We start from the raw sequence: 15,350 nt of genomic DNA, 5'->3' as shown, positions 1-15,350 counted from the left end.
AGCAATACTTACCATTAGGATAAAGGAAGGTATAGGAATGGGAAAAATCGAAGTAAAAAAGAAAGAGAAAAAAAACGCCTTATTTCAAAATGCCTTTGATCTGTTTACAGATAAAGGATTTGCAAAAACTACTATTGCGGATATCGCAGAACGTGCCGGACTGGCAAAGGGAACTTTTTATCTTTATTTTAAAGACAAATATGATCTAAGAGATAAACTGGTCGTGTACAAAGCCAGTCAGCTATTTGCAGATGCCCATAATGCTATTGCAAATTATCAGAATATTTCCTTTGAAGAGCAGCTTTTATTTGTCACGGACTATATCATTGAACGCCTCCAGGCACAGCATAATCTTCTGAAATTTATTTCTAAAAATTTATCCTGGGGCATTTTCAGAAATGCTTTTTCCAGCAATGTCCCTCAGGAGTCTATCCAATTTTACGACTATTATTTAAAGTCTATGAAGCAAAATGGTATCCACTGTGAAGAACCGGAGCTTCTGCTTTTTACCATCATCGAACTGATTGGTTCTACATGCTATAACTGCATCCTGCTGGAGCAGCCCGTTTCTATGGACAAGTATCTTCCCTGGCTGCGCAAGACAATCCTGCAGATTTTTCGTACGTTTACAACACAGGAACAGCCATAAAAACCGGGGTTGCTATGAAAAAAGCACTGCTTTCATAAACAGTGCTTTTTTCGTATATCCCTTTATTCTGTTTTATACAGCTTATATCTGTTTATTTCTTTTTCTTTCCATTGAGGATATACAATATGATAAAAACGATCACCGCCGCGATCCCCAAAATAAACCATACATATATATCCGTGTTATCTCCCGTCTTAACGGCTTTTCCGTCTGCATTGTCTGTCAATTTTATCCTATTGACAGTGGTTCTATCGGCAGCAGATTTATCCTTTCCGCCTGAAGGAGGAGCGATCTGCTCTTCTTTAGGTCTGTTTGCTACCGTAATCCGGTTATTTAAAAGTCCCACAGATATCGCCGTCTCTTGTGTCTCTATCTCATAGCCTGCGGGGGCGGATATTTCTTCAAAGATATAATTTCCTCGTTCCAGCTGTAAATTTATGACCGTCTTTTCCGGCACATCTTCACAGAGAATTCCGTCTTTATTTGTGACTAAATTCTCCATTTTTATATGATCTTTATTATGCGCCACCTCTTTGCTTCCATCTTCATCCACTTTATATATAGTAAAGACAGCTCCTTCCAATGGCTTGCTCATATTCGGAAGTCCCTTGTCGTCCTCTGCCACTTTTTGAAACTCCACTCTGCTGAATTTATCTACCTCTGCGCTGACATTACCCGGTGTCACTTTACCTTCTGTTGTATAATTTCCGCTGAGTACTGCGTCAAGCTGTGTTTTTTCATTTTTGATCGGGACACAGTTTTCATCATCCGCTGTACAAGTCGGAATCTCCTGCGCATAATAACTGCCAGTATTCAGATAGATCGGAAACTTGTTCTCATCTACTTTCGGAGAATTATTCTTTATATTCAATGTATAGACAAACGTCAAATACCCTCCCGGATCCTGCTGATTCCCTTTAAAGTTTTTGATCCGTATTTTAAAGCCTTTGCCCACTTTCTTATACAAGCCCCCATTGGCATCTATCAGCTGTTTTTCCGCCTCTGTCAGTTCCTCTCCCGCCAGTTTTTCAAGAAGGATATTTTTAGGTACTGTTACAGCCTCCATACTTTTGATCGAATCTGCGCCTGTTGTAATGTCCCTGCGCGAAAATGTCACATATTCTTCTGTATACCCGGCCTGTCTTGGCATCGAAACAGCATTTGCCTCTTCTGTCAGATAATACAGATCATAGATATAAATCTCCATCTTGCCTTCGTCATCCATATTCCCTGGTTCCGCATAATAATTACCATTCTGCAAAACTACATTATCCAGATTTCCATAATTTGTGGGAATATACACTTTCATGTTTCCATCAAATCCTATATTGACATCCGGCGTATCATAAATAACAAACTCATTCATCCTATTAAGTTCTGTACCTAGAAATATATTATATAATATATTTCCCTGTCCCAGATCACCAGACTGCTCATAAATGCCTCTTGTTTTGACAAATCTGGCTTGGGCCGGCTGTATCTCAGGTTTTTGCAAAGAAAACCTTGCCATTTTGCCGGTGTCAGAATCGTTATACTGCAGTGTATACTGAAATTCTACGTTTTCCTCATCGGGATGTTCCTGAAAATATTTTACAAGACGTGTTTTATTTACCACAAAAGGCATATTCAGCTTTGCTGTAAAAGATGCCTGTATATCAGCAAATGTAAAAACAACTCCTTTTCTCCCTGTCAGATCCAAATCCGCCAGTTTTATTCCTTCATCTTCCAATATTCTCAATTGACTTGTAGGATAATCGATCTGGATAAAATCTTTTTGGGTATCTGTCGGAACTAACTGAACCGACAGCACATCTCCTTCCGAAATAACAGGAGCATCTTCTTCATCCACATCATACATAAGCTTAACTTCTAAATTTCCCCCATCAAAAGGGCGTGTCACCCCGTCAAACAAATCTGCGCCATCCTTTGTCATTGCTGCCGCCTCCAGAAGCACAGACAAATCCTTTTCTTCAGCAGTCGCTCCTTCTTGAGCAAAAACTGCTGTTCCCCAAACAAACAGCAAACAAATCACCGCCAAAGCAGCGGCACTATACCTTCTTTTTACTTTCTTAAACATACCCCTTACTTCTATCCTTTCGCACTTATTTATAAAAGTACACAAGCACACTTTTATAATCTTTATTTTTACAAAAATAAAACTGTGCGTCTATCAATCCGCACAGTTTTATACCTATTTTGCGTGAATTCTACAAAGAATAAAAGATATTTACAAGTACAGGCAGCCCATCTTCATATGCCATACCCCTTTAAATCTTGATCTGTTTTTTATCCAGCCTCTTATATACATCTCTGCGCAGCAGGCTGTAGACCACAGATACGAGCGGAATAAAGATCAGCATACCTACCACTCCCAGTAAACTGCCGCCTATGCTGACTGCCGCCAATACCCAGATAGACGGCAGACCCACTGAACTTCCAACTACTTTGGGGTAGATCAGATTTCCTTCTATCTGCTGCAGGACCAAAAACATGATTACAAAAATCAGCGCCTGCAAAGGATCTACCATAAGGATCAGAAATGTCCCTATAAAACAGCCTATAAATGCTCCAAAAATCGGTATCAACGCTGTAAACGCAATCAAGACTCCCACCAACAATGCATACGGCATCTGGATGATTGTCATCACAACAAAAAACATAACCCCCAAAATCAGCGCTTCCAGACATTGTCCCGTAAGAAAACTGGAAAATGTACGGTAAGTCAAAGAACAAATATCCAGCATCCATTCCACACGGGATTGAGGAAGATAGGCAAACATAACCTTTCTGATCTGTATACTTAATTTTTCTTTCTGCAGCAAAATATAGCAGGCAAATACAAAGGCGATCACAAAGGTAGCCACCCCGTTTATGATCCCTGTGGCGGCAGATACAGTCGAATTCACTACATTCCCCGCACTGCTGCGAAAAAAGCCGACTATGCTGTTGATGATTTTATCCCAATCCATATTAAGTTCTTCCAGCCACGCCAGCACTTCTTTATTATCAACAAATAATTCCTCCAACCATTTCTGTGCTCGCGGCACAAATTCACTGATACTCGTTCCAAGAGATAAAAATGTCTTTCCTAATTCAGGCACAACCACAAACATAACAAGCACAATGATCCCAAATACTAAAAGGATCGTCAGTACCATACTGACCGGACGCGCCATCCTTTTCACGTGTTTATTTTCTTTCCATCGTTTATTGCGGAAGATCTTTTCCTCCAGAAAACTCATAGGCACATTTAAAATAAATGCAATAGCGCCGCCCAGAAAAAAAGGAAATACAATCCCAAACAAATAACCGATCCATTCCAGCACTGCCTCATATTTCCAAAGCAAGATCAAGATAACGATCGTAAACACAATCAGTCCTCTGAGTTTTTTTATTGTTTCTTTGTCCAGTTTCATTCTTATCTCCTTTATAACTTTCTGCTTTCAGTATTGCCTTATTCTACCACAGCATACCTGACGCCACAAGGTACTTCCTTTTCTTTTTAGACTTTCCTGTATTGATCTCCGTTTTTCGGTCTCTTTCTATGTACGGTGGAGAGCAGTATGCCAAGACCGATCCCTGCGACAGTCGGAACCAGCCATCCAAATCCTGCATCATATGCCGGCAGATTTCTAATCAGTCGTGTCAGCAGTGGGATCTGAAGTCCTTGCATATCCATTACCGTGATCACACTGGCGCCTCCGCACAACAAAACCGCACTCGGATATACCGCCCGGTATCTTCCAAGCAGACGCTGCATACAAGAGAGAAAGATCAGCAGTATCGCCAGTGGATAGATCGCGTTTAATACAGGTACAGACAATTTCAATATAGTATCCAGTCCTGCATTGGCGATCAGCATAGAGACAAAAGCGAAGATAAATACCCATTTTCTATAACTGATCCGCGGAAACACCCCCTGAAAATATTTCCCGCAGCAGCTTAAAAGTCCCACACAAGTATTAAAACAGGCGATCACAAAAATCAAAGCCAGCAGTACCGTTCCTGCCTGTCCGAACAAGGCGGAAACCATCTCCGTCAATGTCTCTGTTCCATTTGCCGCCGCCCCAAACCACGATCCTGCATTCACACCAATGAATGTCAGCATCGCATACACAGAAAACAGTATGCCTCCTGCTATCCAGCCGGCTGACACGGTTTCCCTGACTAGATCTTCTTCTTTTTTTACCCCCTTTTCACGCAGGTTCATAACAACGATCATACCAAAATTCAGCCCTGCCAGTGTATCCATTGTCTGATACCCATCTAAAAAACCCTTCACGGCAGGTTGTTTGATATAGTCTGCTGCCGGTACAGCCACACTTCCGTCCCACGAAAACACGGTTGCCGCAAATACAATTACGATTAAAATAAGAAGTACAGGTGTCAACTTTTTCCCTAGATATTCTGTCAGTTTTTCAGGATGGAGCGCCACGGCAAATGCCGCCGAAAAAAACAATATCGTATAGATACTCCGGATCAGCCAGATCATATTTCCTCCTGAAAGGAAAGGCGGAACCGCCATCGAAAACGACGTACTTGCCGTCCTGGGGATTGCAAGGCAAGGGCCGATCGCCAAATATAAAAGCAGTATGTATACCTTGGAAAATAGAGGATGCACCTTGGAAGCAAGAGCTTCTAACCCATCGGATTTCGTCACAGCGATCACCCCTAATACAGGAAGACACACTGCGCTTAAAGCAAAGCCTAAAAATGCAGGCACTATGCTTCTGCCCGCCATATTGCCAAGAAATGGCGGGAAAATCAAATTTCCCGCCCCAAAAAACATAGAAAACAATGTAATCCCAATCAGTATTTTATTTTTCAAATGCAGTTTCACGTCTTCACCCTTCCATGACCTCTTTATAAGAAGCGCCTTTTTCCAAAGCCATAGTAAGTCTTGCCATATCCGTTAAGTCTCCCAGTAAGATCACACCGCACAGTCGATTATTTAAAAAGTAATATTTGTGGTACTGTCCTTTTCCCATATCCTGGAATTCTACCGTTTTATACAACAGATTCGGATTCTTGCCGTTATCTCCTGCCGCAAATACTGCTGTATTCATTCCGTGGAATGTAAGCGCCGCTGATACCGGTGTATATTCTACTGCCTCTCCTGCCGCATTCGCCCCGGCAACACGTCCTTCTTCTGACGCCTCCGGCCAGATTGCGTAGTTTGTCCCCTGATACTGCGCACAGTCGCCGCACGCATAGATTCCCGGCACATTTGTTTCCATCTGCTGATTAACGACCACCGCACGTTCTGTCTCCAGTCCGATTTCCTTTGCCAGTTCCACATTTGCACGCACACCTGCCGATACGATCACCAGATCTGCCGGATAAGACATGCCGTCTGCTGTACGTACACCGGTCACGTGCTCGCTTCCTTCAATCGCCTCCACAGAAATGCCCGTATGGATCCGCACCCCATTTTTCTCTGCGACCTTCTTCAGCAGTTCTGCCGAACCCGCATCAAGCTGACGTCCCATGAGTACCGGAGCCACCTCCAGCACCTCTACATGCAAACCGCCCTTTTTCAATTCCCAGGCTGCTTCCAGTCCCAGAACACCGCCGCCAATCACTACTGCGTTTTTCGCTTCCTTCATCAATTCTTTTACTTGATCTACATCTGCCAGGCGTCGGATAGCAACCACTTCCGGAAGATTGCTTCCTTTCATATCCGGCACAAAGCACTCACTTCCAAGTGCATAGATCAACTTCGTAAAATGTATCCTGCTCCCATCGTCCAGGCAGACTTCCTTTTTCTGTGTATCTACCGATACGATCTGTCTGCCCAGTATCTGGTATATTTTATTTTCCTCATACCAGCCTGCACTCTCTATGGCGATCTGCTCTGCAGTAAGTCCCGCAACGATTGATTTTGTCAGCATAGGCCGGTTATAGGAAAGATAGGGCTCATTCGAGATCATCGTGATCGCGCCTGTTTTATCTCTCTCCCGGATAGCTTTGGCCGCATTGAAGCCTGCCGCGCCATTTCCAAGAATCACATAATATTCTTCTGTATTGTTCTCAAACCCAGTCTCTTCTGCCTCAACCGGAACGAAATTTTCCTTTCCCACTCCGCATACCGGACAGATCTCCAGAGAAGCGTCAAATATCTCACCGCATACCAAACATTTCACAAGACTCCTTGTCCCTTTCTTCTGCGGACGCACAGGTTCTTTTTCCTGCACAAGACACCCAAACTGATATCCATATTCATAAGCACTTACCAGATCGGCCTCCGACGGCTTAAAACGTATCCGAAAGCCTTCACACACTTTCATCCTAAGCTGCTTTAGCCGCTGTATGATATTGGGAACTCCTTCTCCACTCCATCCATAGCTTCCAAACGCTGAGGCATGTTTACCTCCGTGGGTACCCGCAAACATATTCAAGGTCAGTTCCCAGATCGGTCTGAGCGCTTCACCTACGATTGTCGGTGTCCCGAACAGTATACCATCTGCAAACAACAATTCTTCATTTACTTTTACCTCGTCCGCTTCCACCATATCATAAGAACGTACATCAATGTCTCCGCTGTCTTTCACCCCTTCCGCTATCTTCTCTGCCAGTGTTTTCGTATAGCCATATGCACTTACATAGGGAATGATGACTGTCTTTCTAGGATTAGGATTGACAACTGTGGACCATTCTCTGTATTGCTTCATCACTGCTTTGATACGTTCGCCTACAAGCACAGGACCATGTCCTGTGCAGACCATTGTAATATCCATATGTTCCACCCTGTCCAACGCTTTTAACATAAACGGCTTAAATGGTCCGATGATACAGTCATAATAATATTTCAGTGCCTTCTGGTAATCTGCCTCTTTTGTGATCTTTGTGGATACGACCTCCGGCAGACAGTAATGCGCGCCAAAAGAATCACAGGTTACCAATATCTGCTCCTCTTCAATAAAAGTATACATTGTATCTGGCCAGTGCAGATTCGGCACAAACATAAAACGCAGCGTCTTATTGCCAATCGTCATTGTCTGTTCGTCTTTTACTGCGATACTGACAAAATCTCTGTTCACGATTTCCTTCAAAAATCCGATCGCGCATCCTGTAGCAAGAATCTTCATCTGCGGACTATAATCTAAAAGCCGCTCCACACTGCCGGCATGATCCGGTTCTGTATGGCTGACTACCAGATAATCGATTTTTGTGACATCGATCACTTCTTTTAACTTTTCCAGATATTCCTCAAAAAATTTCGCCTTTGCCGTCTCAAATAAAACGATCTTATCTCCCGCCTTCATCACGTAGGAATTATACGTCGTACCAAATTCTGTATACATGATGATGTCAAATACTCTTAACTGATCATCCACAATTCCTGTCCAATAAAAATCATCTCTTAATTTTACCGCTTTCATAGAATCCTCCTTTTATCATCTTCAAATAGTATTTGCGAATTCTTCGACTCCGTCTGCGATTCCTTGTATGATCTGTGCCTGGTAATCCGGCTGTGACATACGCATGTCTTCATCTGGATTCGTCATATACCCTACCTCTACGATTGTAACCGGTATCTGGCTCCAGTTATTTCCACTCATAGTATCTGTCTCCCATACCCCCTGACTGATACATCCGGTTGCATTTACCAGATGGTTAAGTACACAGTCTGACAAATACCTGGAAGACTGATATAACTGCGGTACATATGGATTATCCGGTGTCGTACAGATCGTCATCGCTCCCTGTACCGATGTATCCTCCGAACCATTGGCATGTATACGTACACATGCAGAAGCTCCGGCATTATTCATGATCTCTGCTCTTTCCACACAGCTTCGCGGTTCTTCATTGTTTTCCCGTGTCATCACAATCGTGTACCCTCTGTTTTCCAATTCCGCCTTCAGCTGCTGCGCCAAAGCAAGCGTAAGTTCATATTCCGGCATACCTGTGCTGATGCCGCTTGTTCCATATGTGTCTCCCGCCTTATACTCTTGCGCGCCAGGTCCCACCGGTTCCTGCTTTTCTTCTACCACACTGGAATGCCCTGGATCTATAACGATCGTGATTCCTTTTTTCTTTGCTGCTTCTTCCGCTTCTTTTCTGGCTTGTTCTGCTTTCTCCTGTTCTTCCTCTCGCGCCTTTCTGCGCGCTTCCTCCTGCGCCGCCTTTTGTTCTGCTTCCCTTTGCTGTTCTTCTTCCTTCTCCTTTTCAGAAGTTTCTTCTGCTTTATGGCATCCAAAGAGCACAAGGGAAGCACACAATACCGCACACAAAATGCCTCCCCTTATTCTCCGTTTTCTTCTTACTTCCACTGTCTTTTCCTTCCCTCTTTCCCATACTGCCGCTTTTTACTTCTTACTGATCCAGTTGGTAACCGTTTGCATCCTTTGCATACTCTGCACTTTTCAAAAGTTCTATATTTTTCTTCTCCGTCTCGCTCAAAGAATCCGCATAATTCGCGTCAAATTCTTCCGGACTGATAGTGCCGTGATACCAGCTCTTACTATTAAAATATTCCTGCAGTTCCGGAGAGCTAAATTTTCTTCCATAGCGGGCAAAAATTTCATTTTTGGCATAATTAAGCTCCTGTAATGTCAGATCAGAAATGTCAGACTGGGTCAGCAATTTCGTAGAACTATCCGGCAAGATATAGTCTGCTTCCAATCTGTCCGCCGTCTCTTTTTTATCTTTCGTCTTATCTTTCTTTTCCTGTTCTTCCTTTGCCTTTTCTTCTGCTTCTTTCTCCGCCTTTTCTTCAGCCGCTTTTTCCTCTGCTTCTTTCTCCGCTTTCTCTTTTTCTTCCTGTTCTTTCTTTTCTTCCGCTTCCCTCGCCTCTTTTTCTTTACGTTCTTCTTCAGCTGCTTTTTCCTGCTTCATGTGTACATAATACACACCGCCGCCCACGCCGGCGATTATGATAAACGCCGCAAGGATACAGATTACGGCAATCAACGGACCGCGCGATTTTTTCTTTCCGCCTTTTCCTGTAACTTGTTCTTCCTGAAAATCTTGTATCTCATCTTCTATCTCTGCCAGATCCCTTCCACATTCTGCGCAGAACCGGTCGTCTCCTTCATTCCATGCACCGCAGAAAGGACAAAAACTCCCTTTCTCTTTCTTTTTGCTTTCTTTTGGCGGGATCTTTGCTCCGCAATTCTCACAAAACGCAGATCCTTCTGTTACTTTACTGCCACAATTTGGACATTTCATCTGATTGTTCCTCCTACTCCTTCTTTAAATGCTGCTATACCATATACATCTATTGTCTCATATTACACGAGACAATTCGAGTATATTTTGCAATTTTCTTTTGCTTAGGATCTCCCGGGTGATTTTTTCTTGTCCTGCCCTAAGTTCATCCTATTTACCTGTGCTGACAGCCCCAGTTTCCTTTCCGTCTCTTTGAGCCTTTCTTCAAATTCAGGATAGAAACCGCCGTCTATAGGCATTTCCTTTAGGTTCTGCTGCCCGTAAGGCGTCTGATAAAATGTCCGCAGGATATACAGCGTCAAGATCCTGGCATTTTCTTCATCCAATGTTTGCAGTGCCTGTTCACATGCCAGACAAAAATTGTGCCATTTAAAAATATATGACTCATAGTCTTTTATCTGTTCCGTCTCCAGCCACTTTTTCACTTTTACCTTGCCCCGCATATCCTTTTTACATTCATGTATTTGCAGAAAATACTTAAATCCATCTTCTTCATAGTAGCGTCCCAGAGGAAACAGCCTGCATATACCCGGTCTGAACGCATGTATACTGCATCTGCCCTGTGCATCCAAATATGTACACGCCTCTGTCTCCCCTGTCATTTTCAGATTTGGAAGGACCAGCCCATCCACTACATGCAGCTCTACACCAGTCTCCAGAAGCTGCGCAAAGCTAACATGCAGTCCTCTGCACAACCTATGGATATCCAGCGGATCCAATACGACCGACGTTCCCATTGCGCGGCAACATGCAGAACAGCCTTCACATCCCCGGCAGTCTGCCCTTACCATGTCATTGGCCGTATAGAGCCTTCCATCTGAAATCTCAGACAATTCCACCTGTCTTTTCATTGTTCCCCTCACTTTCTCCACCGGGCAAGGCCAGACTTAACTGCTGATAACCGATTTCTTTTCTGCGTCTGACTGCCTCTTCTTTTTTAAGCATACCTGGATCAAGTATTTTTAAAAATCCAGACTCTTCCTCTGCAAATGTGAGGATCAATTCCTCTTTTGCTCTTGTCATTCCCACATAGAGCAGACGTCTCTCTTCTTCTACATCTACAGGATATTTTCCGTTTTCCAGCGGGATACACCCTTTTTTCACTCCGCAGATAAATACCGCCGGAAATTCCAACCCCTTCGCGCCATGTAAGGTCATAAGCGTAACAGCGCCGGCGCTGTACTCTTTATCCCCACAGCGTCTTAGATCACTCTCCACGCCAAAAGTCAGCGCCTGCATAAGATCATCCATTTTATCATAAAACACAGCCATCTTGACCAGTTTTTTCATAGCTGCATTCTCCACAAGCCCCATCTCCTCTATCCAGAGCTGTATAAACTCCTGTGGAGATTTCTGCGCATAAAGCGAGGCAAATCTCTGTGCCGTCTTATCCACGATCTCCTCAGACAGCACAGAATTCTCCAATTTCCACAGCCAGGCAAGGCTTTGCTCCTTGGCACATAGATTCTCACGATCCTGTATATATCTAAAAAACTGGATACTTCCCTGCACATTTTCTTCTTCAAGAAAACTTTCTCTTCCTGCTACAATATAAGGAATCCCTTCCTTTTTCAGACAGGTTTCCAAAAGCTGCGCCTGTCTGTGCGTACGGTAAAGTACCGCAATCTCATCAAACCCCCTCACTTTTCTCTCCTGCCTATGTTCCGCATGCCTCTGCGCTTCTAACATACCAAGCCCTCCTGTAAGGCTTCCGATCTCCTTTGCGATAAAAATCGCTTCTGCCATATCGGACTGCGCATGGACAAGACGCGCCGGGATATTGGAAGGGCAATTTGCGCGCAGCGCCTGTCTGCCGCCTGGATTTCCCGAAATAACCGCAAATGCTGCCGATAAGATTTCAGGAGATGACCGATAATTTTCTTCCAGTTCTATCACACATACATCTGGCATTGCCTTCTTAAGCCTCTCAAAACAGCCTGCATCTGCGCCCCGAAATCCATAGATCGACTGATCCGCGTCTCCGATCACGAATAGTTCTCTGCCCGCACTTCTCCATAGCCACATCAATTCCATCTGTATAGGATTCATATCCTGAAATTCATCGATCAACAGATAAGAAAACCTTTTTTCCCATCCCGGAACCATCTCTTTACTTCGTATCTTCTCCACTGTCTTTACAAGTAAGTCGTCAAAATCCAAAAGCCGCCTGTTCTCAAGTTCCTCCGCATAGCTCTTATATACTGCCTGCCATTCTTCCTCTTCTGTCACGCGCTGCTCTATACCAGCCTTCTGTCTGGAGACTGCTTCCAAAAATTCACGAGCCGACATCGGATATGTCTGTGCCTCTAATACCTGTTCAGCGATTTCTTGCGCCTCCGCTCTGTCGATCAGTGTAAATTCCATTCCCTGTTCTTTTAGAAGCGTAAGACACACTGCATGAAAGGTTCCGATCTGTAAATGATAAAGGCGCCTGTTTTTCCCCATCTCTTTCTGTACTCTTTCATATAACTGTGCTGCCGCAAGATTAGTAAATGTCACAGCTGTGATCTCCGACGGTTTTACTTTTCTGTTCTTTAACAGATAGACGATCCTGGAAACTAAGGTTTTTGTTTTCCCTGTGCCCGGTCCTGCCGACACGGCAATATCTCTTCCCGACGTTTCTACAGCTTTCTTCTGCTTAGAGTTCAGCCCTTTTGTCCTATCTGCCGGTATCGTCTGTGCCTGTATCGTTTCTGGCTCTGCTTTTCTGCCGTTTTTATCTGCCTTCACAGGCGTCATCCGCTCTCTTCTTGGCTTTTCCGATCCAATGCCAAGAGTGTCAAAAAAACTCATCTGTCCATCCAGTTCTTCTATTTCCCGTGCATCAAAAAGCTGTATCGTCCCATATTCTCCATCGAATCCCGGAATCCTCTCTACCTTGCCGCTTCGCAGCCGTTCGATCCCCTCTGCAAGCCGCCGTCCCGATACTCGCATGATCTCCTCTGCCGGGATCGTCCGCAAGATCTCAAACTCTGATCCAAGACAATGCAGCATATGCTGATATTCTTTCTGCACTTTCACACTTGCCGCAGAGTATCCCATGGACGCTCCGATTACTTCCGGAAGCGGCACAAGACTTTCAAAAGGCTTTGCTCCTTCTTTTATAAATCCTTCCGCACGGTCTGCCAGCTGCTCTACTCTATGCGAAACTCCGATCGTGATCTTCCTTCCGCATACCGGGCAGATCCCCTTATATTTCTCCGTCTCCAAAGGAGTAAGACACAAATTACATTTCCGGTGCCCATCCATATGATATTTCCCCTCTTCCGGGAAAAATTCGATTGTTCCGACCAGACCTTCTCCTTGCTGGATTGCCTTATACAACCCCGCATAAGACAACTCTATATCCAGCATATTTGCCTCTCTTCCCAGCTTTGCGGGAGAATGCGCGTCCGAATTCGAAAGGAGCTGATACCCGTCTAATGCGGAAATCCTCCAGTTCATCGGCGGATCAGAGGACAGACCGGTCTCCATCGCATGGATATGGGCAGACAAATCTTCAAAGCATTCCTCCACTGTATCAAACCCGGAAAATGCTCCGAACAATGAAAAATGCGGTGTCCATATGTGAGCTGGAACATACATCGCATTGGGACAGATCTCCAAGACAATTTCCAATAAATCTCGGCAGTCTACACCCAGTATGGGTCTGCCGTCAGAATGGATATTTCCAATCTCCTCCAACTTTTCCGCTATTTTTTCCGCCGCCTCCAATCCCGGCAGTATAAGCAGACTATGTACCTTGCGCACACGCCCGTTCTTTTTATAGATCGAACTGATCTCTCCAGTGATCACAAACCGCGGCTCAAAGGCGTCTGTCGCTGCGTCATCCAGAAGCCGGTACTCCTTTTTTAATACATACATTCCATCTTCCGCAGGTTTTAACTTCTCTTTTAATTCTTCCCGCCATGCCGGATGTGTAAAGTCGCCGCTTCCGACAATCTGTATCCCCTTTTTCCTTGCCCATAGTTCCAAGTGTTCCGGCGTACACTCCCTGCTGGTAGCACGGGAATATCTGGAATGTATATGCAGATCAGCAATCAACATCTTATTTCCTTCTCTCCTGTATGGATAAAATCCTGTTCTTATTATAAACTATTTTTCTTTTTTGTGTATATCATTTTTCTCTTTATCCTACATGTTGTCCTACACGTTCAGCTTCTGATTTTGCTGCAGCCCCGCTTACTATGCAGATTTATCCTGCATAGCAGTTCACTGCCGCTTGACAGCAGAGCAAGCGGGGATTAAAATAAAATCATTGTTATAAAAATGACAATATAAGCAATCTCGATCCTTTTCTCAGAAAGCTTATTTTGTCCACAAAGGAGGGCCTGTTATGGCAAATATTTTAATCAGCCCCAGCAAATATGTGCAGGGTGCAGGAGAACTGAAAAAACTGGGAGCATACGCTGAAAAATACGGCAAAAAGGCATTGATCCTCATCACTGCTTCCGGATACAAAAGATGCGGCGGCACAGTAGAGGCAGGTTTTAAAGACAGCAGCGCACAGATCGTATTTGACTATTTCAACGGAGAGTGCAGTAAAAATGAGATCAACCGACTAACAGCTATTGTTGAAAAAGAAAACTGTGATATGGTCATTGGTATCGGTGGAGGGAAAATTCTGGACACAGCCAAAGCTGTCGCCTATTATAAATCCCTGCCTGTGCTGATCTGTCCTACGATCGCTTCTACAGATGCACCTTGCAGCGCGCTTTCTGTGATCTATACAGATGACGGTGTATTTGAAGAATATCTCTTCCTTCCGGCGAATCCAAATATGGTGCTTATGGATACCGACATCATTGCAAAATCTCCTGTCCGACTGACCGTATCCGGCATGGGAGACGCACTCGCAACCTACTTTGAGGCAAGGGCTTGTCAGGCAAGCAGCGCTACAACATGTGCCGGTGGGCAGATCACTTCCGCCGCGATCGCATTGGCAAAGCTTTGTTTTGACACGCTCATGGAAGAAGGCGTAAAGGCAAAACTCGCACTGGAAACCGGCGCTTTAACTCCCGCAGTAGAAAAAGTCATCGAAGCCAACACACTATTAAGCGGCATTGGTTTTGAGAGCGGCGGTCTTGCCGGAGCTCATGCGATCCACAACGGTTTCACTGTGCTGGAGGAATGTCACCATATGTATCACGGTGAAAAAGTAGCCTTTGGCACGATCACACAGCTTGTCCTGGAAAATATCCCTGCTGAGGAATTGGAAGACATCATCGACTGGTGCATCGAACTGGGACTTCCGGTCACATTAAAAGAATTAGGTATCACAGAAGTCACAGACGAAAAGCTCATGCAAGTCGCAGAAGCGGCATGTGCCGAGAATGATACCCTGCACAATATGCCTTTCCCTGTAACTCCAGATTCCGTATGTGCTGCCATTAAAGCGGCTGACGCCTACGGCAGATATTTCTTAGGAGAATAATACCTGGATTTCTTCTTAGGATAAAATGCAAATGGCAAACTGACTTCCGTCAGGAAAAAGCAACAGCGTGAGGCTGATCTTTCATTTGAAATA

The 15,350-nt window shown here is 44.4% G+C and carries 10 protein-coding genes; 2 read left to right on the top strand and 8 right to left on the bottom strand.

Features of this window, described 5'->3' with window-relative positions:
- The first annotated feature begins 37 nt into the window (after window positions 1-37).
- Window positions 38-649, top strand: coding sequence for a TetR/AcrR family transcriptional regulator (locus tag BN3282_RS02055; RefSeq protein WP_059066486.1), 612 nt, complete (start codon window positions 38-40; stop codon window positions 647-649).
- Window positions 650-740: 91 nt separating this feature from the next.
- On the opposite strand, the gene BN3282_RS02050 is transcribed toward BN3282_RS02055, so the two are convergent.
- From BN3282_RS02050 to BN3282_RS02015, 8 genes are all read right to left on the bottom strand, one after another.
- Window positions 741-2,726, bottom strand: a complete 1,986-nt coding sequence (locus BN3282_RS02050) for a prealbumin-like fold domain-containing protein (RefSeq protein ID WP_059066485.1) — start codon at window positions 2,724-2,726, stop codon at window positions 741-743.
- A 190-nt stretch (window positions 2,727-2,916) separates the two neighbouring features.
- The gene (locus tag BN3282_RS02045; RefSeq protein ID WP_059066484.1) at window positions 2,917-4,065 is read right to left on the bottom strand and encodes an AI-2E family transporter; all 1,149 of its coding nucleotides are present in this window, start codon (window positions 4,063-4,065) and stop codon (window positions 2,917-2,919) included.
- A gap of 86 nt (window positions 4,066-4,151) precedes the next feature.
- Window positions 4,152-5,489, bottom strand: coding sequence for a branched-chain amino acid transport system II carrier protein (gene brnQ / locus BN3282_RS02040; RefSeq protein WP_082667431.1), 1,338 nt, complete (start codon window positions 5,487-5,489; stop codon window positions 4,152-4,154).
- A gap of 4 nt (window positions 5,490-5,493) precedes the next feature.
- The gene (locus tag BN3282_RS02035) at window positions 5,494-8,031 is read right to left on the bottom strand and encodes an FAD-dependent oxidoreductase (protein ID WP_059066483.1); all 2,538 of its coding nucleotides are present in this window, start codon (window positions 8,029-8,031) and stop codon (window positions 5,494-5,496) included.
- 21 nt (window positions 8,032-8,052) lie between these two features.
- Window positions 8,053-8,925, bottom strand: coding sequence for an N-acetylmuramoyl-L-alanine amidase (locus tag BN3282_RS02030; RefSeq protein ID WP_059066482.1), 873 nt, complete (start codon window positions 8,923-8,925; stop codon window positions 8,053-8,055).
- A gap of 43 nt (window positions 8,926-8,968) precedes the next feature.
- Entirely contained in the window at window positions 8,969-9,823 is an 855-nt protein-coding gene (locus BN3282_RS14840) for a YARHG domain-containing protein (RefSeq protein WP_059066481.1), read from the bottom strand.
- A 104-nt stretch (window positions 9,824-9,927) separates the two neighbouring features.
- Window positions 9,928-10,674, bottom strand: coding sequence for a YkgJ family cysteine cluster protein (locus BN3282_RS02020; protein ID WP_059066480.1), 747 nt, complete (start codon window positions 10,672-10,674; stop codon window positions 9,928-9,930).
- A complete protein-coding gene (locus tag BN3282_RS02015; RefSeq protein ID WP_059066479.1) occupies window positions 10,649-13,870 on the bottom strand; it encodes a UvrD-helicase domain-containing protein in 3,222 nt (1,073 codons plus the stop codon). The genes BN3282_RS02020 and BN3282_RS02015 overlap by 26 nt, the downstream gene beginning before the upstream one ends.
- 289 nt (window positions 13,871-14,159) lie before the next feature.
- On the opposite strand from BN3282_RS02015, the gene BN3282_RS02010 reads away from it, so the two are divergent.
- Complete coding sequence (locus BN3282_RS02010; protein WP_059066478.1) at window positions 14,160-15,257, top strand: glycerol dehydrogenase; 1,098 nt, start codon at window positions 14,160-14,162, stop codon at window positions 15,255-15,257.
- The last annotated feature ends 93 nt before the right edge of the window (window positions 15,258-15,350 follow it).

The sequence above is a fragment of the Mediterraneibacter massiliensis genome (genome assembly GCF_001487105.1).
In the GTDB taxonomy this organism is placed as follows: Bacteria; Bacillota; Clostridia; order Lachnospirales; family Lachnospiraceae; genus Mediterraneibacter; species Mediterraneibacter massiliensis.
This window is presented reverse-complemented; position numbering and strand designations above follow the sequence as displayed.